The 22,380-nt window shown below is 36.5% G+C and carries 22 protein-coding genes; 11 read left to right on the top strand and 11 right to left on the bottom strand.

Annotated features, from left to right (window positions below; all coding sequences use genetic code 11):
• The first annotated feature begins 67 nt into the window (after window positions 1-67).
• Window positions 68-883: a 4-(cytidine 5'-diphospho)-2-C-methyl-D-erythritol kinase gene (gene ispE, locus ACKU4N_RS03625; RefSeq protein ID WP_321320671.1), complete on the top strand. Its 816-nt coding sequence runs from the start codon at window positions 68-70 to the stop codon at window positions 881-883.
• A gap of 65 nt (window positions 884-948) precedes the next feature.
• Here ispE and ACKU4N_RS03620 read toward each other — a convergent pair whose 3' ends face one another.
• The 5 genes from ACKU4N_RS03620 to ACKU4N_RS03600 form a co-directional block, all read right to left on the bottom strand.
• Window positions 949-1,257, bottom strand: coding sequence for a biotin/lipoyl-containing protein (locus ACKU4N_RS03620; protein WP_321320669.1), 309 nt, complete (start codon window positions 1,255-1,257; stop codon window positions 949-951).
• Between the two features lie 12 nt (window positions 1,258-1,269).
• Complete coding sequence (locus tag ACKU4N_RS03615; RefSeq protein ID WP_321320667.1) at window positions 1,270-2,814, bottom strand: acyl-CoA carboxylase subunit beta; 1,545 nt, start codon at window positions 2,812-2,814, stop codon at window positions 1,270-1,272.
• Window positions 2,815-3,015: 201 nt separating this feature from the next.
• Window positions 3,016-4,092 (bottom strand): LptF/LptG family permease, encoded by a 1,077-nt coding sequence (locus ACKU4N_RS03610; RefSeq protein WP_321320665.1) that lies wholly within the window; start codon window positions 4,090-4,092, stop codon window positions 3,016-3,018.
• A 119-nt stretch (window positions 4,093-4,211) separates the two neighbouring features.
• Window positions 4,212-5,342 carry a tRNA guanosine(34) transglycosylase Tgt gene (tgt, locus tag ACKU4N_RS03605; protein WP_321320662.1) on the bottom strand — a complete coding sequence of 377 codons (1,131 nt, stop codon included), beginning with the start codon at window positions 5,340-5,342 and terminating at the stop codon, window positions 4,212-4,214.
• Between the two features lie 55 nt (window positions 5,343-5,397).
• Window positions 5,398-5,529 (bottom strand): hypothetical protein, encoded by a 132-nt coding sequence (locus ACKU4N_RS03600; RefSeq protein WP_321320659.1) that lies wholly within the window; start codon window positions 5,527-5,529, stop codon window positions 5,398-5,400.
• Between the two features lie 60 nt (window positions 5,530-5,589).
• Here ACKU4N_RS03600 and ACKU4N_RS03595 point away from each other — a divergent pair, with 60 nt between their 5' ends.
• The 7 genes from ACKU4N_RS03595 to ACKU4N_RS03565 all read left to right on the top strand — a co-directional run bounded on the left by ACKU4N_RS03595 (window position 5,590) and on the right by ACKU4N_RS03565 (window position 11,481).
• Complete coding sequence (locus tag ACKU4N_RS03595; protein ID WP_321320657.1) at window positions 5,590-6,726, top strand: glycosyltransferase; 1,137 nt, start codon at window positions 5,590-5,592, stop codon at window positions 6,724-6,726.
• Complete coding sequence (locus ACKU4N_RS03590; RefSeq protein ID WP_321320655.1) at window positions 6,717-7,331, top strand: sigma-70 family RNA polymerase sigma factor; 615 nt, start codon at window positions 6,717-6,719, stop codon at window positions 7,329-7,331. Before ACKU4N_RS03595 ends, ACKU4N_RS03590 begins: the two co-directional genes overlap by 10 nt.
• A gap of 76 nt (window positions 7,332-7,407) precedes the next feature.
• Window positions 7,408-8,028 carry a 16S rRNA (guanine(527)-N(7))-methyltransferase RsmG gene (rsmG, locus tag ACKU4N_RS03585; RefSeq protein WP_321320653.1) on the top strand — a complete coding sequence of 207 codons (621 nt, stop codon included), beginning with the start codon at window positions 7,408-7,410 and terminating at the stop codon, window positions 8,026-8,028.
• Between the two features lie 103 nt (window positions 8,029-8,131).
• Complete coding sequence (gene rpmH, locus ACKU4N_RS03580) at window positions 8,132-8,290, top strand: 50S ribosomal protein L34 (RefSeq protein ID WP_096429514.1); 159 nt, start codon at window positions 8,132-8,134, stop codon at window positions 8,288-8,290.
• Between the two features lie 285 nt (window positions 8,291-8,575).
• A complete protein-coding gene (locus ACKU4N_RS03575; RefSeq protein ID WP_321320650.1) occupies window positions 8,576-9,403 on the top strand; it encodes a PASTA domain-containing protein in 828 nt (275 codons plus the stop codon).
• Between the two features lie 14 nt (window positions 9,404-9,417).
• The gene (locus ACKU4N_RS03570) at window positions 9,418-10,494 is read left to right on the top strand and encodes an RluA family pseudouridine synthase (RefSeq protein WP_321320648.1); all 1,077 of its coding nucleotides are present in this window, start codon (window positions 9,418-9,420) and stop codon (window positions 10,492-10,494) included.
• 15 nt (window positions 10,495-10,509) lie between these two features.
• Window positions 10,510-11,481: a D-alanine--D-alanine ligase gene (locus ACKU4N_RS03565; protein ID WP_321320646.1), complete on the top strand. Its 972-nt coding sequence runs from the start codon at window positions 10,510-10,512 to the stop codon at window positions 11,479-11,481.
• Window positions 11,482-11,896: 415 nt separating this feature from the next.
• Here ACKU4N_RS03565 and gcvP read toward each other — a convergent pair whose 3' ends face one another.
• The 3 genes from gcvP to thpR all read right to left on the bottom strand — a co-directional run bounded on the left by gcvP (window position 11,897) and on the right by thpR (window position 16,400).
• Entirely contained in the window at window positions 11,897-14,788 is a 2,892-nt protein-coding gene (gene gcvP, locus ACKU4N_RS03560; protein ID WP_321320643.1) for an aminomethyl-transferring glycine dehydrogenase, read from the bottom strand.
• A 262-nt stretch (window positions 14,789-15,050) separates the two neighbouring features.
• Window positions 15,051-15,701 (bottom strand): MBL fold metallo-hydrolase, encoded by a 651-nt coding sequence (locus ACKU4N_RS03555; protein ID WP_321320641.1) that lies wholly within the window; start codon window positions 15,699-15,701, stop codon window positions 15,051-15,053.
• Window positions 15,702-15,824: 123 nt separating this feature from the next.
• A complete protein-coding gene (gene thpR / locus ACKU4N_RS03550; RefSeq protein ID WP_321320639.1) occupies window positions 15,825-16,400 on the bottom strand; it encodes an RNA 2',3'-cyclic phosphodiesterase in 576 nt (191 codons plus the stop codon).
• A 121-nt stretch (window positions 16,401-16,521) separates the two neighbouring features.
• Between thpR and elbB the strand changes: the two genes are divergently transcribed.
• Together elbB and ACKU4N_RS03540 are read left to right on the top strand one after the other, a co-directional pair.
• A complete protein-coding gene (gene elbB / locus ACKU4N_RS03545) occupies window positions 16,522-17,175 on the top strand; it encodes an isoprenoid biosynthesis glyoxalase ElbB (protein ID WP_321320637.1) in 654 nt (217 codons plus the stop codon).
• Window positions 17,176-17,228: 53 nt separating this feature from the next.
• Window positions 17,229-17,789 carry a hypothetical protein gene (locus ACKU4N_RS03540; RefSeq protein WP_321320635.1) on the top strand — a complete coding sequence of 187 codons (561 nt, stop codon included), beginning with the start codon at window positions 17,229-17,231 and terminating at the stop codon, window positions 17,787-17,789.
• Between the two features lie 6 nt (window positions 17,790-17,795).
• Here the strand turns inward: ACKU4N_RS03540 and ACKU4N_RS03535 are convergent, their stop codons facing one another.
• The 3 genes from ACKU4N_RS03535 to ACKU4N_RS03525 form a co-directional block, all read right to left on the bottom strand.
• Entirely contained in the window at window positions 17,796-18,893 is a 1,098-nt protein-coding gene (locus ACKU4N_RS03535; protein WP_321320633.1) for a TIGR04133 family radical SAM/SPASM protein, read from the bottom strand.
• Complete coding sequence (locus tag ACKU4N_RS03530; protein WP_321320631.1) at window positions 18,893-19,339, bottom strand: radical SAM-associated putative lipoprotein; 447 nt, start codon at window positions 19,337-19,339, stop codon at window positions 18,893-18,895. The genes ACKU4N_RS03535 and ACKU4N_RS03530 overlap by 1 nt, the downstream gene beginning before the upstream one ends.
• A gap of 292 nt (window positions 19,340-19,631) precedes the next feature.
• Complete coding sequence (locus ACKU4N_RS03525; RefSeq protein WP_321320630.1) at window positions 19,632-20,276, bottom strand: DUF4294 domain-containing protein; 645 nt, start codon at window positions 20,274-20,276, stop codon at window positions 19,632-19,634.
• Window positions 20,277-20,354: 78 nt separating this feature from the next.
• Here ACKU4N_RS03525 and ggt point away from each other — a divergent pair, with 78 nt between their 5' ends.
• Complete coding sequence (gene ggt, locus ACKU4N_RS03520; protein ID WP_321320627.1) at window positions 20,355-22,043, top strand: gamma-glutamyltransferase; 1,689 nt, start codon at window positions 20,355-20,357, stop codon at window positions 22,041-22,043.
• The last annotated feature ends 337 nt before the right edge of the window (window positions 22,044-22,380 follow it).

The following is a 22,380-nucleotide window of genomic DNA, read 5'->3' as shown; positions in this document are numbered from 1 at the left end:
ACAAATTGATTTTTTTTGCTCTTATAAATCAAGTATTTTTACCATTCAATCATAAAACTTATTACTTGTGCTTCGCTTCCCAAATGCTAAAATCAATCTCGGATTAAATATAGTTGAAAAAAGATCTGACGGATTTCACAACATAGAAACTATATTTTACCCCATTCCTCTTACAGATGGTTTGGAAATTGCCGATTCGAACAATGAAACAATCTACAACTTCAGTTCATCAGGTATTCCTATAAAAATAAACGATAAGGATAACATTGTCTGCAAAGCATTTGACTTGCTTTACAGGAAATACAATATCCCTTCAACCAATATTCATCTACACAAAAACATTCCATTTGGCGCAGGCTTAGGAGGAGGATCTTCGGATGCCGCCTTCATGATTAAGATGCTAAATGAGAAATATAAACTAGAACTTTCATTTGATGAAATGAAAAATCTGGCAGGACAACTTGGCAGCGACTGTCCTTTTTTTATTGCTAACAAACCTGTTTTCGCAGAAGGGAAAGGAGATGTTTTCTCTGAGGCACTAATTGACCTTTCCGGATATTACATACTTTTGGTAAAACCAAACATCCACATAAGCACACCCGAAGCTTATTCTAAAGTTAAACCTATGCAACCCTTTAAATCATTAAAAGAACTGATAACAGAACCAATCCAAAACTGGAGAGACTTAATTTTCAATGATTTTGAAAACAGCATATTCCCAAATCATCCCAAATTAGAAAATATTAAAAATGATTTATACAGCATGGGAGCAATTTATGCTTCTATGTCAGGCAGTGGATCTTCATTATACGGAATTTTTAAAGATGAACCTGAAAGTCCTGAAATATGGAGCGAATATTTTTGCTGGAAAAGCAGATTATAAAAACCATAAAATAGAATGAGCCTGTTCGTAACGAACAGGCTCATTTTTATTTTGATTCAGAAAGATTACTCAATTTCCACCATTAATAATCTGTTGGGAACCTTTTCTCCTTCAGTTACATAAATCTTGGCAATTTTACCATCAAAAGGCATTTTAATCTGATTCTTCATCTTCATAGCTTCAAGAATCATCAGGTTTTCACCCTCTTTAAGTTCCTGCCCTTCTTTAACTAAAATTTCAACAATCGTACCCGGAATGAATGAATTAATATGCTTTGGATTAGGTCTAACCCAAGGCTTTCTATTCTCAAACTTCTTAGTTAATTCCGTTATATAAATAGTACCGTCAACGTTGAATTCTTTTAAATCTTCCATATCGAATACTTTTTAAAATGGTGGAATACCGTGTTTTTTCGCAGGTCTGCTATCAACTTTGTTACTCGAAACCTCAATTGAGTGCAACAACATATTACGTGTCTCTTGTGGCTCAATAACTGTATCGATATAACCTTTGGCTGCTGCAACATAAGGATTGGCAAACTTCTCTCTGTATTCAGCTACTTTTTCTTTTCTCATAGCTTCAGGATCGGCAGCCGCCATAATCTCCTTCTTAAAGATGATATTAGCTGCTCCATCAGGTCCCATTACAGCAATTTCGGCATTTGGCCATGCAAACATGAAATCGGCCTTCATATGACGGGAGTTCATTGCAATATAACCTCCACCGTATGCCTTACGAATAATTACAGTAATTTTTGGCACTGTAGCTTCACTATAAGCGTAAAGAATCTTAGCTCCGTGACGAATAACACCCATATGCTCCTGATCTACACCTGGCAAATAACCCGGCATATCCTCAAGGGTAACAATAGGAATGTTAAAAGCATTACAGTAACGAATAAAACGCGCCGCTTTATCTGAAGAATCACAATCCAAAACGCCTGCCAGTACCAATGGCTGATTAGCTACAAAACCAACAGTTTCACCATTCATTCTACCGAAACCAATTACAATGTTTCGTGCAAAATTCTCCATACTTTCGAAGAAATCAGAATCATCAACAATAGATTTGATTACGTTACGGATATCGTATGGTTGAGTAGGATCAGAAGGAACAATTTCTTCAATTTTGTATTCTGGTCTTGGTGGCTTAGGAGGAAATGCCTTAGCTTTTTTAGTATTGTTCCATGGTATGAAAGTTAACAGCTTTTTAATTTGCTCGAAGCATTCGTATTCACTAAGCGCATAAAAATGAGCATTACCAGTGATTTCGCTATGAACTTTTGCTCCACCCAGTTCTTCCATAGTGATTTCCTCACCCAAAACTGTTTTTATTACCTCAGGGCCGGTAATGAACATTTTAGAAATGTTCTCAACCACAAACACAAAATCAGTAAGCGCAGGAGAATAAACAGCTCCACCAGCACAAGGACCAAGAATAATTGACAATTGAGGAATTACTCCGGATGCAAGAGTGTTTCTGAAAAAGATTTCTCCATATCCTGCAAGTGAATTAACACCTTCCTGAATACGGGCTCCTCCCGAATCATTAATACCGATCAATGGCACACGCATTCTTAATGCATGATCCATGATTTTCGTAATTTTACGTGCATGCATCAGACCTAGAGAACCTCCGGCTACGGTAAAATCCTGTGCGAAAATACACACTGGCTCACCATAAATAGTTCCTGTACCAATAATAACACCATCACCATGAAGTTCTTTCTTTTCCATACCAAAGTCGCGAGCTTCGTGCTCAACAAACATATCGTATTCATGAAAAGAATCTTCATCTAAAATAGATGTTACTCTTTCTCTGGCAGTCAATTTCCCCATCGCAACTTGCTTCTGAATGGCTTTTTCACCGCCACCTTGAAGCACCTTTTCTTTTCTCTTTCTAAGATCAAGAATGTTTCGTTTCAATGACATAATTTGTACATTTAGTTAAAAAATATATACTTTCATATATATGTTGAATTTCATCAATTCATGAAATTCCAAGATACAACATTACTAAATTTTAGGATAGAAAAAAACTCTGCTCAATTCCATCCCATATTTAGCCACATATAAAATAAGCTCTTTTGCCTGATAATCAAATCAATTCACAACAAACTATTTAGATTTTTTCTATTTTGGTGCGATTCGATACAAATAAACCGCAATAAATGAAAAAACGATATTCGGCAACCAGACAGCAAGTATGGGATTCATACTTCCATTTGTTGCAAACACAATAGATATCTGCATAAAAAGTATGAATGAGAAACTTAAAAGCAGCCCAATGCCTATATGCAAACCCATTCCGCCACGAATTTTGCGTGATGCAAGTGATACGCCGATAAGCGTAAGAATAAAGGTCGAAAACGGATTCGCCATCCGCTTGTATTTCTCAATTTTATATGCTTCAATATTACTATCACCCCTCATCGATTGCTGTTCTATATAAGCATTCAGCTGCGGTAAATTCATTGCCTCAACAATATTTTTCTTTGAACCAAACTCTTCTGGTCCAAAGTTAAAAGTTGTGTCCTTTGCTCTTCCTGTCTCAAATGATTCCTTATCACCATCTATTGTGCGAATAAAGAAATCATTTATAGTCCATTTATTTTTCTCTTTACTCCACCGAATCGATCTGGATGTTAACTTAGAGACCAGCTCCTTACCTTCAAATTTCTCCAACGCAAACTTATATCCTGTATTACTGGCAGTCTCGTAGTTTATCATGTAAATAAAAACACCGGGTTCAATTTGCCTGTGAATATTTCGTTCGTTGTTTCGAAATTGCTTACTAATATAGGTCGCTGTGAAATCGAGCCTTTTTTGATTGGCAGGAGGAATAATATAATTACTCAGAAGAAAAGAAAACATCCCAATAATTAGTGCAGATATAAAGTAAGGATACATCATTCTGCGAAAACTCACCCCACTGCTTAAAATGGCAATTATTTCGGTATTGTAAGCCATTTTCGAGGTAAAGAAAATTACCGCAATAAAAGTAAACAGCGCGCTAAAAAGATTAGCAAAATATGGAATGAAATTTAGATAATAATCGAATATGATTGCCTTGAGGGGAGCTTCTTTATCTATGTATTCATCGATATGTTCCGAAAAATCGAAAATAACCGAAATACTTATTATTAAAACAATAGCGAAAAAGAAAGTTCCCAAAAACTTTCGGATAATGTATAAATCTAATTTTCTCAAAACCTGAATTTTAAATTCCTTATTTCCCGAAAACTGCAGAATAACAAATTTCGGAATAAAAGTATAACTTATTCTTCAATTACCAATCGAGCTGGATCTATTGTAAGCTTTTTTAACAGTTATAAACGGGTAGCTAACTTCTTAACCATGATTTCTTTCCATGAAGCGAAAGTTCCTGAATTAATCTGCTCTCTTGCTTCACGTACCAGCCACAGATAAAAAGCCAAATTGTGAATACTGCAAATTTGAGAACCCAACAACTCTCCCGAATGAATTAAATGCCGAACGTAAGCTTTTGAATAATTCAGATCAACATATGAAGTTCCATCTGGATCTATTGGTGAAAAATCATCATGCCATTTCTTGTTCTTAATATTGATAATTCCTTCCCTTGTGAAAATCATACCATTCCGTCCATTTCTGGTAGGCATTACACAATCAAACATATCAACACCTCTTGAAATAGCTTCCAGTATATTAACAGGAGTTCCAACCCCCATTAAATATCTCGGTTTATCTTTAGGTAAAACCTCATTTACAACCTCAATCATTGAATACATATCTTCCACGGGCTCACCAACCGCTAAGCCACCAATGGCATACCCTTCCCGATCTAAAGAGGCTGCATGTTCAGTGGCTTTAATCCGCAAATCGTTATAAACACAACCTTGAATTATAGGAAATAAAGTTTGTGAATAACCATATTTTGGTTCTGTTTCATCAAATCTTTTCACACAACGCTCTAACCATCTCTGTGTAAGCTCCAGTGAAGTTTTTGAATACTCGTATGTTGATGTTCCGGGAGGACATTCATCAAATGCCATAATAATATCAGCACCAATAGTTCTTTGGATATCCATTACATTCTCCGGAGTAAAAAAATGCTTCGAGCCATCAATGTGTGAACGAAACATTGCACCTTCTTCGGATAACTTTCTGTTTTCAGCCAAAGAAAACACCTGAAATCCGCCACTGTCTGTTAAAATCGGACGTTCCCAGCCATTAAACTTATGCAAGCCGCCTGCTTTTTCCAACACATCCAAACCTGGACGCAAATACAAATGATAGGTATTACCTAAAATAATTTCGGCATTAATATCATCTCTTAACTCTCTCTGATGCACACCTTTTACAGAACCAAGTGTTCCTACCGGCATAAAAATGGGCGTTTGAATTTTCCCGTGATCCGTAGTCAACTCCCCTGTCCTCGCCGAAGACTTAGGATCTGTATTTAGTAATTTAAAATCCATATGTACTATTTATATTTACTTACAATCAGGTATCTCAACCAATTTGTAAAAAAAATCAGGCAGCAAAGATACTAATTAATCTTATTTCTGAATCACCAACACTGTACGAAGGTAAACTGATGATTGCTAAAGCAAGAATATGAGACACATAGATCAGTCGTCTTTCCTGACATGAATCAATCTGCATATCAAAATTTTTTAATCAATAAGAATCTCTTATTTTTGAGGCACATAAACAAGCCTGAATTTGGAAACAATAATTACTCTGCCGACTTCTTTTTATCAATGGGCTATTCTCATTGTTCTCTTAATTGCTTTTTGCACACAGATATTATATCATCTTCGTTACATCCAATTATTCAAAAAAGAGAAAAAAAACACGCACACAACAATAAAGGCAGAACCTGTTTCTATTGTTATGTGTGTGAAAAATGAGGAATACTGCTTACAAGAAAATCTTTCACTTTTTTTAGAGCAGGAGTATCCCAACTTTGAACTAATTTTGGTTAATGATGGCAGTGAAGATGCAACCGAGACTATAATTAAGGAGTTTCAAGACAGATATCCTCATCTTCGCTCTACAAAAATACCATTGGATGACAAATTTCATCACAACATAAAACTGGCCTTAAGTATAGGGATAAAAGCTGCCAAAAATGAGAAAATAGTATTCACCAATATCCGAAGTAAGCCCTCAAGCAGCAAATGGCTGCAAGAATTCATAAACTCCTGGAACAAAGGAGTACACATAGGTTATGCTAATTTTGAAAACAAGAAGGGCTTTTTTTATAATTTTCTGAAATTCGATTTGCTCTCAAAAAACATAAAAAGTGCAAGTTTTGCTTATTCGGGAAATGCTTATTCAGGAAATGGCAATAACCTGGGATACAAAAAATCGGATTTTTTTGCAAACAAAGGTTTTGTAAAGCATTCTCACTTTGAGGCTGGATATGATCACCTAATGGTTTTTCAACTTAGCAAACTTTCCGGAGCATCTGTGTCTCTTCAACCTGAAACCAAAATTAATCTGTCTTCGGTTTGTGCTTTTGACCAGTGGATTACAATCAACAGGCATTATTACAAATGCCGAAAATATCTCCCCTTAAAAATCCGCTTACTTGTTGACTTGGAACCAATCAGTAAAATGATTTTTTACAGTGTTACCATTTACGCATTATTCTTCACACACTTATATTTTTTCGCCGCAATTATATATTTAACAAGAATAATACTAATTGGGAGCTTGTTTAAAATAAGTACCACATATTTAAAGGAAGAAAAATTATTTTTATCTTCGTACTTATATGAGATTTTTGTGTTATTTTCAAAAATATATTTTTTGTGTACAAATTTCATCCTCAGTAAAAGCAACCAATGGAAATAAATCCTAACCTCTCGGAAAAAGCTCAATACGACTACAGGCTTGTTTTATCTGCCATTAATGGTACTCAAAAAGCATATGAGGAGCTTTTTAAAAGATACAAAGACGCAATTTTCTTCATGCTATTAAAGATGGTGAACAATAAAAATGATGCAGAAGATTTAACGTTTGAGGCATTTGGGAAAGCATTTCGAAATATTAAACAGTATTCTCCAAAATATGCATTCAGCACCTGGCTGTTTAAAATTGCGTCCAACAACTGTATTGATTTTCTTCGGAAAAAGAAAGGCAATACTATTTCTATTGATGGGAAAGACGACGCTGAAAACGAAAGAAGCATATCTCTGGAATCAAATACTCTAAATCCCGAACAAGAGTTTATTAGAGACCAAAAAGCCCGAATAATGCGCAGTGAGGTAGGCCGATTAAAAGAACGCTACCGAAGATTAATTGAGCTGCGTTATTTTGAAGAATTTTCCTATGAGGAAATTGCGAAAGAATTAAATCTGCCTATTGGCACTGTAAAAGCACAATTATTTAGAGCTCGGGAATTACTTTTCAACACCCTAAAAGATACTGAGATAAAGATTGATAAGAAAAAAGACTAAACAGAATCCTCACTTCTTTTTCATTCGCATCTTCAAAATTTAGCCTATATTTGCCAAGTTTAAATTTACATTTGGCATGGAAATCATCAAAAAATACTTTCCCAATTTAACTGAAGAGCAAGAACAAAAACTCTTCAGATTAAACGAATTATACACTTTTTGGAATGAGCAAATTAATGTTATCTCCAGAAAAGATATGGATTCACTATACGAACACCACGTTTTACATTCTTTAGCAATAGCCAAGGTGATTCAGTTTACCCCGGGCACAAAGATAATGGATGTGGGAACAGGTGGTGGTTTTCCCGGAATTCCCCTGGCTATTCTATTTCCTGAATGCAATTTTTATTTAATCGACTCGATCGGAAAAAAGATAAAAGTTGTAACTGAAGTTGCAAACGCATTAAACCTGAACAACGTAAAAGCAGAACACATTCGCGTACAACAGGTTAAAGAAAAATTTGACTTTATTGTAAGCAGAGCCGTTACCGCATTTCCAAAATTTGTAAACATGGTTCTTAAAAATAGTAAGGTGAAAGATCAAAATAGTTTACCCAATGGTATAATTTATTTAAAGGGTGGTGATTTTGAAAATGAAATCTCCGAATATGGAAGCAGAATCAGTGTTTACGAGTGCTCAAATTATTTCTCGGAGGAGTTCTTTGAGACAAAAAAAATAGTACATCTTGATATTTAGTGAAAATAAAAGGGCTGATCTTTTTGTTACATTAAAAAAAAACCTATTTTTGCAATCCGAAATCAACGCATATAATAACTTTATTCGATAAAAATTTTTCGCGATGAAAAGAACATTTCAACCTTCAAATAGAAAGAGAAGAAACAAGCACGGATTCAGAGAGAGAATGGCTTCAGCAAACGGAAGAGCTGTATTATCTCGCAGAAGAGCCAAAGGCAGAAAAAAACTATCTGTTTCTAGTGAACACAAACACAAGGCTTAATTTTTAAATTAAGTTGACGATATACAGAAAGTAAAGAATATAATTCTTTACTTTTTTGTATTTTATAGAATAGACACTATTCTATTATTGATGAAGATGGAGTTCCGAGGGAGCTCTTTTTTTATGGATTAATCCCAAATCGGATAATTAGTTCTGGTTTGCTTCATTTTTTTCTATAATCTAAAAAATCTCTGCTATTTTTGTAAAAGACAAAAGAGATGCAACTCAAGCAATCTTTTCTTTTGCAAGTAGTTGTTTATAAAGAATACTAAAGCCCTAATGAGGATGAGATCAGTAAATTTCTTCAAGAGTAAGCTATTTCTAATACAGGTTGGAATCGCTTTATTAATTACAATAGTACTAATTTGGATCACTCTAATTAGTTTAAGATGGTACACCCATCACGGAGAAGAACTTGAAGTTCCGGATTTATATGGTATGAGTATTGAAGAAGCAGGAAATAAACTGGAAGCAGAGCAATTGGTTTTCTCTATCTACGATTCCATATACAACCCCAAATTTGCTCCGGGCACCGTTCTTGACCAAAGACCTTTAGCTGGTGCAGTTGTAAAAAGAAAAAGAAATTTATTCCTAACCATTAATGCCAACAAGCCTGAACAGGTTCGTTTTCCCAATTTGGTAGATAATTCATTCCGACAGGCTTATGAATTATTAATAACCAATGGTTTTCAGATTGGAAAGTTAGAATACGCCGAAAATCAATTTTTTAACCTCGTGCTATTTCCGAAATACAATGGCGATACAATACATGCCGGCAGTATGGTTGATAAAGGAGCAAGCATAGATTTGGTTCTGGGAAAAGGGGATAACAATGGAATTATTGCTCCGAACTTAATTGGAAAAACAAACTCTCAGGCAAAAGAAAAAATCATTCTATCCAATATGAATTTGGGAAGAATACAATTTGATCAATCAATTAACAACCATTTTGATTCTATCCAATCTAAAGTATGGAAACAATATCCGTCTTTTGATAACGATCAAAGAATTCAACCAGGCTCTAAAATTGATATCTGGCTAACACGAGATTCAGTAAAGCTGCAACATGCTGATTCCCTGCTACAACTAAGTTTAAGCAACTTGCTTTACTAAAACAACTGAAAAAAATGACTGAAAAAGAACCATTAGATAATTTCAATATTGACGAAGATCTGGATGCAAACCAGGAACAATTCGAACATTTTCGTTTTGAGGCCGATCCTGGACAAAACCCACTTAGAATCGACAAATTCTTAGTTGACAGAATGTTAAACTCATCGAGAAATAAAATTCAAGATGCTGCCGACAATGGAAATATTTTGGTAAACGATATTCCTGTTAAAAGCAACTACAAGGTGAAACCAAAGGATATAATCACCATTGTATTGAGTTATCCGCCAAGAGAAATTGAAATTATTCCTCAGGATATTCCTTTAAATATTGTTTATGAAGATGATGCTTTTTTAATCATCAATAAAGAGCCGGGAATGGTTGTACATCCTTCCTACGGGCACTATTCGGGAACATTGGTTAATGCTTTGGCTTTTCATTTGCAAAACCTCCCCTTATTTAATGCAAAAGATCCTCGCCCGGGGTTGGTACATCGTATTGATAAAAACACATCCGGGATATTGGTAATTGCCAAAACCGAAGATGCTAAAACCAAACTGGGATTGCAGTTTTTTAACAAAACCAGTGACCGTAAATACAGAGCATTGGTTTGGGGGAATCTTGAAAACGACGAAGGAACAATAACCGGTCATGTTGGAAGAAACCTTAAAAACAGAAAAGTTATGGATGTTTTCCCTGATGGTGAACATGGAAAGCATGCTGTAACCCATTACAGAGTTTTGGAAAGACTTGGCTATGTAAATTTGGTAGAATGTATTTTAGAAACCGGAAGAACACATCAAATCCGTGCCCACTTCAAAAGTATTGGTCATCCCCTATTCAACGATGCTGAATACGGAGGAGATGATATCAGAAAAGGAACCACCTTTACCAAGTACAAACAATTTGTTCAGAACTGTTTTAAAATTTGTCCGCGCCAAGCCTTACATGCTAAAACATTAGGCTTCAATCATCCCGTAACCGGAGAATATATCTCATTTGATTCGGAAATACCTGATGACATGGCCACTTTAATCCAGAAATGGAGAGATTACACCTCTAACAGACCTATAGAGGAAGAAGAAGAACAATAAAACCATAGATACCCAATGAAAAGAACAATCGCTGTAATTGCAGGTGGAGATTCTGCTGAATTTGAAATCTCCCTGCAAACTTCAAATCATATTTTCTCATGTCTGGATGCTGAGAAATACACTCCTTACTTAGTAATACTAAAAGGAACAGATTGGAATGTAAAAATCGACGATCGATATTATCCGATCGATAAAAATGATTTTAGTTTTAGTACTGAAGAAGGTAAGGTAAAGTTTGATTTCGCGTATATTGGAATTCATGGAACTCCCGGTGAAAATGGAATTTTGCAGGGATATTTAAAATTACTTGCTGTTCCCCATTCAACCTGCGATGTTTTTAGCAGTTCGCTTAGTTTTAATAAGCATGCTTGTAATTCCTATTTAAAATCGTTGGGCTTTAAGGTTGCCAAATCGATTCTTCTTAAAATAGACCAAAACTATTCGACCCAAGCAATAAATGAAAATCTGGGCATGCCTTGTTTTGTGAAACCAAATGCTGATGGTTCAAGTTTTGGTATCACAAAAGTTAAAAAAGTTGATGAACTGGATGAAGCCATTGCCAAAGCTTTTGGTGAAGGAAAAGAAGTAATCATCGAAGAATTCATAGACGGATTGGAATTTACCTGTGGCTTGGTGAAAACAAAAAATGAATCCCTCGTATTTCCAGTAACAGAGGTATTGCCTAAAAAGGAATTCTTCGATTACGAAGCCAAATACGATCCCACAATGGCTGATGAAATTACGCCAGCGAGAATTTCAGAAGAGCTTACACTTCAAATACAAAATTTATCTTCGGAAATTTATGACGCTTTAAAGTGCAAGGGAATTGTTCGGGTTGATTACATGCTTCGAAAAAACGAAATTTTCATCCTCGAAGCCAATACTGTTCCCGGGATGACTGCAAATAGTTTTATTCCTAAGCAGGTAAAAGCAATGAATAAAGAATTAAAAGACATTTTGAGTATGGTGATCGAAAATGAATTTTAAATTTCACAATTCCATTTTAAATTAGTTTAAACACCTGAACTAATGACACTTAAAACATTTAGTTAAGTAAAGAGAGAATTGTCTTTTTTTTCATTTTTTTTCATTTTTTTTTTGTATCAACGAAAGACTTGGAACAAAAGGGAAAGAGTCACTTTTATGAAAATCAACCAAAATAAATTTAAACTCTAAGCTCTAACCAACGAAAACTTTTTCATACCCCTAACGTAAACAAACGTAGATTTAATGAATTTCTTCAATTCATTATTTTCATAGTTAAATTTTAGGGTTAGTAATAGAACAAAAAGGAGGCCGGGGCAGCCTCCTTTTTTGTGCACTGGATTTCGTTCGAATTTCCACAAAAAAATCCGATAAGAATTAACTTACCGGATTTTTAAATATTAATCTGATAGACTAGTTAGTCAACATCGATATGTTCTTCCAAATAAGCTTCTAATGGTGCACATGTACACATTAGGTTCCTATCGCCAAAAGCATCATCAACACGAGCAACTGAAGGCCAAAATTTATTATCAGCAACCCAACTTAATGGATAAGCTGCTTTTTGACGATTGTATGTATGATTCCACTCATCAGCAGTTAATACCCTATGTGTGTGAGGTGCATTTTTCAACACATTGTCAGAAACATCAGCAACACCATCTTCAATCTCTTTCATTTCTTCATTAATTTTCGCCAATGCTTCAATGAAACGATCCATCTCTTCCAATGGCTCACTTTCGGTTGGTTCAACCATTAATGTACCATGAACAGGAAAAGATAATGTTGGAGCGTGAAACCCATAATCCATCAATCGCTTAGCGATATCGGTATCGGTAATTCCTACAGATTTATTGAACTCGCGGCAGTCAAAAATCATTTCATGACCAACGCGCCCTTTTGCTCCCTTATATAAAATTTTGAAACCTAATTTCTCAAAAGAGGAAGCCAGGTAATTGGCATTCAAAATTGCCATTTTTGTAACTTTCTCCAAGCCTTCAGCGCCTAACATGGCAATGTATCCATAGGTAATTGGCAATACACTTGCAGATCCAAACGGAGCTGCTGCCACTGCAGTAATTGCATTTTCGCCACCGGTTTTCACAAATTTGTGAGAAGGTAAGAATTGCACCAAATGTTCAGCCACAGCTATTGGACCAACACCAGGTCCGCCGCCACCATGAGGAATTGCAAATGTTTTATGAAGATTTAAATGACAAACATCAGCACCAATTGTACCCGGATTTGTTAGACCAACCTGAGCATTCATATTCGCTCCATCCATGTAAACCTGTCCTCCGTTTTCATGAATCAGATTCATCATCGCCTTAATACCTGTTTCGAACACACCATGTGTTGACGGATAGGTGATCATGTATGCACACAAATCATCTTTATGATTTTCTGCTTTCGCTTTTAAGTCCTCAAATTCTACGTTTCCGTTTTCATCGCAGTTTACAATCACAACTTTCATTCCAGCCATTGTAACCGAGGCAGGATTTGTTCCATGTGCTGATGAAGGAATTAAAACCACATTTCGATGGCCTTCACCTCTTGATATATGATATTCGCGAATCACCATTAATCCTGTATACTCACCAGCAGCACCTGAATTTGGCTGTAAAGTACAACCTGCAAATCCGGTAATAACCGAAAGCCATTTTTCAAGATCTTCAATGATTTCCTTGTAACCCAAAGCCTGATCAGCAGGAACAAACGGATGAATTCCACCAATCTCCGGCCAGCTAATTGGCAGCATTTCCACTGCAGCATTCAGCTTCATTGTACACGATCCCAAAGAAATCATAGATGTATTCAATCCAATATCTTTCTTTTCCAAACTTTTAATGTAACGCATCAAAGCGGTTTCGGAACGGTAACGTTTAAATACATCCAGAGTTAGAAATTCACTTGTTCTTGCATATTTTGAATCGAATGAAATTTTATCTTCAATACCCTCCACAACAACTTCATTTTTACCTGCTGCTTTTGAGAAAATGGTAAGAACAGCACTTAATTCCTCTGCGCTAATTTTCTCGTCAATTGAAATACCAATTGTAGTATCGTTAATGTAGAAGAAATTGAATTCGGCCTGCAATGCAGCTTTGCGAATTTCCTCAACAGAAACCCCGGCAGGAATCACAACCTGCAAAGTATCAAAGAAGTTGTCAACAGTTTGTTGATAACCCAAGGATTTTAATCCTTCGGAAAGAATACCTGCGGCAGAATGAATGTGCAATGCAATTCTCTTCAAACCTTCCTGACCGTGATAAACACCATAAAAACCAGCCATTGTAGCTAACAAGGCTTGTGCTGTACAGATATTAGAGGTTGCTTTTTCACGTTTAATATGCTGTTCCCGGGTTTGCAAAGCCAAACGCAAAGCATTGTTTCCCTGAGCATCCTTGGTTACACCAATAATACGTCCGGGAATGCTTCTTTTGTAAGCTTCGCGACAAGCCATATATGCCGCATGTGGTCCGCCATATCCCATTGGAACACCAAAACGTTGAGATGTACCGACAACAATATCAGCACCCCACTCACCTGGAGGAGTTAACAGCACCAAACTCATTAAATCAGCAGATACAGCAACCAATGCTTCAGCCTGATGAGCACGCTCAACAAAAGCTGCATAATCTTGAATACTGCCGTTTGAAGCCGGATATTGAACGATAGCTCCAAAAACCTGATCCGAAAATTCGAATGTATTGAAATCACCAACAACTAACTCGATTCCCAGAGGAGTTGCACGAGTAGTTAAAACGTCAAGCGTGTGAGCAAAAACATTCTTATCAACAAAAAACTGATTTGCATCAGCCTTTTTCTTAGCACGGGAACGAAGAGCCTGCATCATATACATTGACTCTCCCACGGCAGTTGCTTCATCTAAAAGAGAACTATTAGCCAGTTCCATTTTGGTTAAATCCAAAATCATAGTCTGGAAGTTCAATAAAGCTTCCAATCTACCCTGTGATACTTCTGCCTGATAAGGTGTGTAAGGAGTATACCATCCTGGATTTTCCAATACATTTCGCTGAATAGCAGCAGGAGTAATAGTATCGTAATACCCTTGTCCTATAAATGTTCGGAATACTTTGTTTTTAGCAGCAATTCCTTTAATCTTCGAAAAATATTCGTATTCTGATAGTGCTTTTGGAAGGTCTAATGCTTTTTCCAAACGAATATCTGAAGGGATTGTTTCATCAATCAGGGCTTCCAGAGAAGGAGCACCAACAGTTTCCAACATTGTTTTAATATCGCCATTGCGGGGTCCAATGTGACGGGAAACAAACTTTTCAGTTGCCATATTGTTGTTTAAATTAGGTGTTGTTTAATAAAATATTTGTGTACGTAAAAGTAGTAAAAGATTTAAATTTCCGAGGAGCTTGAACCCTGAATTTAGTCACTGTTATTCAACATTCTCATATCCAACAACAATTCATCTTAACAAATTGTTTTATAGAACGATACTAACATGATTTTTATCACATTTGCAACCTGTTGCGAAGTCTGTTTTGGATCCAAAAAAACCCCATATTAAAATGGGGTTTAGAATATTTCTTTTTGATTTAACTCAATCCTTTTAAAAACAAATTCTTAGATCTCTCATGTCCGATAGAAGTTGCCGGACCATGCCCAGGATAAACACAAACTTCATCATCAAGGATCAAAAGTTTAGTTTTGATTCCTTCAATTAATTGCTCGTAATTTCCGTATGGTAAATCTGTTCGCCCAATACTTTCGCGGAATAAAACATCACCTGCAATTAAAAATTTTTGCTCCTCATTGTAAAACACCACATGACCAGGCGAATGTCCGGGAACATGAAGTACTTTCAACTCCGAATTTCCAAATTCAATAATGTCTCCTTCCTCAATCAGCTTACCAATCGGAGGTGGTTCAACCACATTCTCGAGTCCCAATCGAATTGCGTAGTTAGGAGCTTCGGCCAGCAAAAACTCGTCATCTTTATGAGCTTCAGTAAGCAATCCAAACTGATCCTTCATAAATTGATTGCCCAAAACATGATCGATATGTAAATGTGTGTTCAACTGTTTTACCAGTTTCAGCCCTTTCTTTTCAACAAAATCAATCAGCTTTCTGCCTTCGTCTTTAAAGAAAACACCACAGTCAATCAAGACTGCCTCCCCTGTTTCATCATGCAATATGTATGTGTTTTCCTGCCAGTGATTAAACACCAATGTTTCTATCGTAATCATATTCGAATATTTTTAAGTAGCCCAAATTTACATTTAATCATTAATTTAAAAAATACTGATGAAAGGAAAATTTAAAAGTCATTTATAATTATTTATTTCAACACTTTACAAATGAAAAACAACTCACACATTCTGATTTTTCAAGCTAAAAGTTTCCAAAACATGATAAACGGGTCCATCTTTCGTAAGTAAACTTTCCATGAGTACAAACTTATCGATAAGAAGATCGCTATCCTCCCAATCCTTCAATTTCAGAAGACATTTCTTTATCTTTTCGGGGTTTTTCACGCCTCCCTTAATTCTGCCAATGGTGAGGTGAGGAGTATATTTATAATCGTCGGTTACTTTTTCTTTTTTAAGTTGAATTAAAATTTTCATTTGCAGTTCATATAAGCCTGAAGTTGAATTAATGCCAGTCCATAAAATTCTTGGATGCTCGATTGAAGGAAAAGCGCCAATCGATTTCAAATTCAGCCGAAAAGCATCAAAATCACCTCCAATCGTCTTCAATTTATCAGTAATCACGGCAATTTCCTCAATATCGGTCTCTCCCAGAAAAAGAAGTGTAATGTGAAGTCCGTTTTTATTGACCCATTTTATTGCTTCTTCATTTAAATCAAATCCAACTTGTCGAAAAACTTCATTAATTTGATGTGTATTATCTATCTTTATTGCAATAAATATACGTTTCGTCTTCATTCTTGTAATTTGTATTTATAAAAATGGAATTAGTTCAGGCTAATTCCGCAATGAAATATAAAGAACAGATATCCGTTTATTTAAAACAAACATCTTAAACAGTAAAATAAAGTATCTAAAAATGAATTCAAAGAAAAAATTTGCAGTTGTTCTAGCAGGATCAGGTGTCTATGATGGTTCTGAAATTCATGAAGCAACCTTAGCCTTATATTCCATTTCAAAAAACGGAGGAAGCTATCAGATTTTTGCTCCAAACATCAATCAATACCATGTAATTAACCATATTACTGGAAAAGAAATGCCCGAGACAAGAAATGTATTGGTTGAAGCTGCTCGAATTGCACGGGGAAATATCAAAGATCTAAAAGAATTCTCGGCCGATGAGTTTGATGCCATTCTTTTTCCCGGTGGATTTGGCGCAGCAAAAAATTTATGCACATTTGCTTTCGCAGGTGCCGAATGTGAGGTAAATCCTGATGTTGCATCGGCTATAAAAGCAATGCACAAAGCTAAAAAGCCAATCGGAGCCTTATGCATAGCTCCTGCCCTTATTGCTAAAGTTTTGGGTGAAGTTGAAGTTACCATTGGCGAAGACGAAGGAACTGCTGAAGCAATTTCTAAGATGGGAGCAACTCATGTTTCTACAACCCATGGTGAAATAGTATTCGATAAAGAGAATAAAATTGTAACAACGCCCTGCTATATGCTTGATGCCACCATTGCGCAAATTGGTGATGGTGCAGATAATGTAGTGAAAACAATTATGGCATTATAAATTAGGTGTTGGCTTATAGCGGCAAGCTTTTGGCCAACATCATATTTCCTACTATGAAAAATCGCAATACCAAAGATGCAGCCGAAAATCACATCTATCCTTTCATTCTTTCCAATTTAATCCTCTTTGTTGCTATTTTCTTCTCCTTAAATTCTGCCGGTGAGGCTGCAATTCTTTTGTATAGCATGGCTCTGAATCTATTTGTCAACTGGCTGATTTTTTATTCCTCGCAAAAAAAGAAATTGGTTCATTTTTCCGAATACTATAACAATCTGGTAATTGGAGTATTTTGTATTTCGGCCATTTTACCGATATTTCTAATGATAATACCGATTCTTTTTTTTCCTGAAATCACAAATTCGTTTTTGCTGTTCACAAGTCTGATACTAGCTTTACTATTCAAGAAAATTATCCTTACAAACTATGCCTGGGAAAGAAAGGCCGAGCAATACATGAACCTGTACAGAATGAATATCGAAGAAAAAAAAGAACAAGCCTTTGAAGAATTAAAGAAGTTTATTGAGGAATCGGGGCACAATAAGTTTGCTGATTACTTGGAGAAAAACCAGATGTTTGATCGCAGAATGGAAGAATATTTAAGCACTAAACGTTAAGGAAAGCTACATTTTACAGGCTTCTTCGCCTTCTTTTATTCTGTTTAAATGACAGAATAACAATTTCCCGGTTTTTTCATCACGTAAGTGCATACCGTTCCCTTCGCAATATTTAAACGAACTGCAATCGGAACATTCGCCTGTCTTCATCCAACTTCTATCTCTGTAGATAGAATATTCATTCTCCCAGGTTGTCTTAAAGCCATTTTGATAGATATTTCCCTGCGAAAAGTTATCCCGAAGATTTGGACATGCCGAGATGGAACCGTCTATCAGAACAGAGGCTACATTAATACCCGCCCGGCAGAAAAACAAGTTGTCTCGAACTTCGCCTTCGTAATTTCCCAAAAAACCCTCGCAACCGTAGTTCAATTTGATGTCGCCTTTTTTTCTTTCCCTTGCAATAAAATCGAAAAGATGCTTAAATTGTTCCGGATTCAATTGCAATTCGCTATGTTCCTTTGCCCTCCCTATTGGGAAAACCGTGAATAGCCGCCATTCTTTAACCCCTTTGGATAAAAGCAGCTCCTTGATCTGGTCTAACTCATTAAAATTCTTTTGATTCACACAGGTAACTACATCAAATTTAAGATCTTCCGTTTCGGCCAAAAGCCCAACAGCATTTACTGCATTTTCAAAACTTTTTGGATTTCCTCTCAACCAATTGTGCGAATTTTCCAATCCATCCAAACTAATGGTAACGGCACGCAAACCAGCTTGCAAAAGAGATTGCAATCTTTTGGAAGTAAGATGAAATCCATTGGAAACCATTCCCCAAGGAAATCCCCTCTCATACAATTGTTTTCCACAAATTTCCAAATCAGTTCGCACCAACGGTTCTCCACCTGTTAAAACAATCATGGTTTTATTTGGCTCTACAATGCCGGATACATCATCAATAGCACCAATAAAATCGGAAATGGGCATATCTTTTACCAAGGCTTCTTTTTTACAATCGCTGCCGCAATGCAAACAATTCAAATTGCAGCGCAAGGTACATTCCCAAAATATATAATTGAGCTGATGCAGCTTTTTTGCATTGTCCCGGTATTTTCTAAAAAGTTCAAGAGCTATTTTTTTGCGTAACGAGAGTTTCGAATTCATTATTTGTCCTCTGATAGTTCAATATTTACTTCCTTTTTCGTTTCCCCAAAATCCCAAGATCCTGTACTGTTTTCAAACTGAGGATCCTTAAACTCTACAATGCTATCCTTTAAAAGGTAACTGCCATTATCACTGCCATCAATATCTTCATACCGAACTGTGAAATTTTGATCCTGAGGAAATTCAACAACCTGTATGGCGTATTCTCCCTTTTCATCCGTATAAGTAGAATCGTACTGCATTTTCACTTTAATATTCGGTATCGCCACCTTACTTTCAGAAGTAACTGTTCCGTAAATTTTAAAGGTTGCATGAGGAGTTCCATACTCAACAGGACTCTCTCCACCACCATCGCATCCGGTAAAAGAAATTGCACCACCTATGCCCATAATGGATAAAAGAACGGCAATTAATTTGTTGTACTTCTTCAATACTTTTTTTCTCATAACATTAAGCTTTAATTGTCTGATGCAGAACCATACAAAAGGTTGCTTCCAATTCACGAAACCATGAGTATTAACTGCGAAGAATCACCATTCTATTGGCCCTTCGTCTCTGTGAGACTCCCTTCGCATAAAGCAGGCCGTCCTTCGTGCCTGTGACCCGCCCTTCGTAAGAATTATCCAAATCTTCGCACCTGTGACCCGCCCTTCGCAAAAGTGAGTCACCCTTCGGCCCTGTGACCCTCCCTTCGCAAAAGTAAGCGCTCTTCCCGGGGGTTGCAGAATGTTTTTAATTTTAATTGATTCTCCTCACAGACAATTTTCCCGGAGGCAGCAATTCGCCGCGTTTCATTCTGTCGAGTATTTCTTCAATCATCCAATCGTTGCCAAAAGGATCGTATTCTGCTTTTAGCGATGAACCAAACATCACAGCCACCGATTGCCAAAATATTGCTGTAAACGATCCTTTCAACTCTTTTAAATGATTGTAGCTGGTGTTTCCGGTTTCCCGATCGATTAATTTCATCAACAATTTGCCTTGCGAAATTTTGAGTTTCATCAGAGGTTTTTTGTAATCTTTCATCAAGCCATTGTATTCTTTTCGGATGAGTTTACGGCGTTCTTTTTTGTTGTCAATTCCTTCTAAATCTTTGGTAAGCTTCCCGATGGTTTCATTGGCTGCCTCGGCATAAGGATAAACGATACGAATATTTCGAACCATCCGCCAGTACTGCCGGGTATTTTGATAGTGTTTTCTTCTCTTTTTTTTGTAACGCAAAATTTTAACCTCGTCGAGATTTACATGCAAATTGGTATCGAGGAAAACGACAGTGTCTTGTTGTGAAAATGAGCGAATACTGCACAACTCCTTTGCTGATGCCGAACCTGCAAAAGCAAACAAAATTACAACGCCTATTTTAAACCATCCTGCCATATCCATAATTCCTATTCAAAGATAATCTTTCCTATCTTTAAGTGTATTCTCAAGCAATAACTAATCCATAAAAATCCCTGTAAAATGAAAAAGTCTTTTCTCTTCTGCTTACTATCACTCTTCGCATTGGCAATATTTTCTCAAGACCGGGTTACCGGACTTAATTTTGCAACAAGATCTGAAGTTATCGCACAAAACGGGATGGCCTGCACCAGTCAGCCACTAGCCACTCAAGTTGCACTAGACATATTAAAAGCCGGAGGAAATGCAATTGATGCCGCGATTGCAGCCAATGCCACTTTAGGACTAATGGAGCCTACCGGAAATGGAATTGGCGGGGATATTTTCATCATTTTGTGGGATGCAAAAACTAAAAAACTATATGGTTTAAACGGAAGTGGACGTTCTCCAAAATCACTAAGTCTGGAATATTTCAAGGAAAATAACTACTCTGCTATCCCATCATTTGGAGCCTTGCCCGTTTCTGTTCCCGGTTGTGTTGATGGATGGTTTACCGTGCATGACAGGTTTGGGAAAATGGATATGGAACAAATTCTAAATCCTGCAATTCAATATGCCAGAAATGGCTTTCCGGTAAGCGAACTTATTGCTTACTATATGAATGCCAGCGCCAATAGATTAATGAAATACAAAGGATTTTCGGAAACATACATGCCAAATGGAAAAATGCCTGAAAAGGGTGACATCTTCAAGAACCCATATTTGGCGAATACGTTGGAGAAAATAGCAAAAGGCGGCCGCGATGCATTCTACAAAGGTGATATGGCCAAAACCATTGCAAAATATATGAAAGAGCAAGGTGGTTTTCTTTCTTACGATGATTTAGCCTCGCACAAATCGGAATGGGTTGATCCCGTATCTATAAATTACCGGGGATATGATATTTGGGAACTACCACCCAACGGACAAGGCACAGCGGCTCTTCAAATGCTAAATATTCTCGAAGAATATGACATCGCACAAATGGGATTTGGCAGCAGTGATTACCTGCATACTTTTATTGAAGCTAAAAAACTGGCCTTCGAGGATAGAGCAAAATACTACTGCGACCCTGACTTTTCGAAAATTCCACTAAAAAAATTGATTTCGAAAGAATATGCAATTGAACGAAAGGCTTTAATTGATCCCAACAAATCAGCCAAAAGCTATCCTGCCGGTGAACTGGAACAGGGCAATACCATTTACCTGACTGTAGCTGATAAAGAGGGAAATATGGTTTCTTTAATACAGAGTAACTACCGGGGCATGGGTTCAGGAATGACTCCTGATAGTTTGGGATTTGTGTTACAGGATCGAGGAGAATTGTTCAGTCTGGAAGAAGGACATGCCAATGTGTTCGAACCCGGAAAACGTCCATTTCATACAATTATCCCGGCTTTCATTACCAAAGATGGCAAACCATACGTCAGTTTTGGTTTAATGGGCGGTGCCATGCAACCACAAGGTCATGCTCAAATTGTTGTTAATTTGATTGATTTTAAAATGAATTTGCAGGAAGCTGGTGACGCAGCAAGAATTCGTCATGATGGTTCGTCACAGCCAACCGGCGGAAAAATGACAGATGGTGGATGGGTAAATTTAGAATCGGAAATATCTTACCAAACTATTCGTGAACTATTACAAAAAGGACACAAAATAAAGTTTGATATGGGCGGATATGGTGGTTATCAGGCTATTCTGTACGATGAAGAAAGAGGGGTGTATTTTGGTGCCTCGGAATCGAGAAAGGATGGGCAGGCTGCTGGATATTAAATTGGGAATAAGAATAAGCCTATTTATTAATTTCACAATATCAGTTGCTTAAAAGCAAAGCAATAGATGTTTTGCATATATACTCTTACCCAACTGATATTATTTATTTTATGTGGCTAAAGCCTATTTATTAATTTCACTATATCAGTTGCTTAAAAGCAACTGCAATAGATATTTGCCTTTCGCTTTATCCTACTGCTTCAATCATTTTAATTCATTGCTTAAAAACAATTGCAATAGATGTTCAGCTTTGCTCATTACATCAGTAAATACTTTGTGTTTTTTATCTATTGCAGTTTGGCTTTAACCAACTGAATTAAAATATTCCTATTCTTTT

The organism is Labilibaculum sp. (assembly GCF_963664555.1).
In the GTDB taxonomy this organism is placed as follows: domain Bacteria; phylum Bacteroidota; class Bacteroidia; order Bacteroidales; family Marinifilaceae; genus Labilibaculum.
Note: the sequence above shows the minus strand (reverse complement) of the source record. Positions and strands in the feature narration are given on the sequence as shown.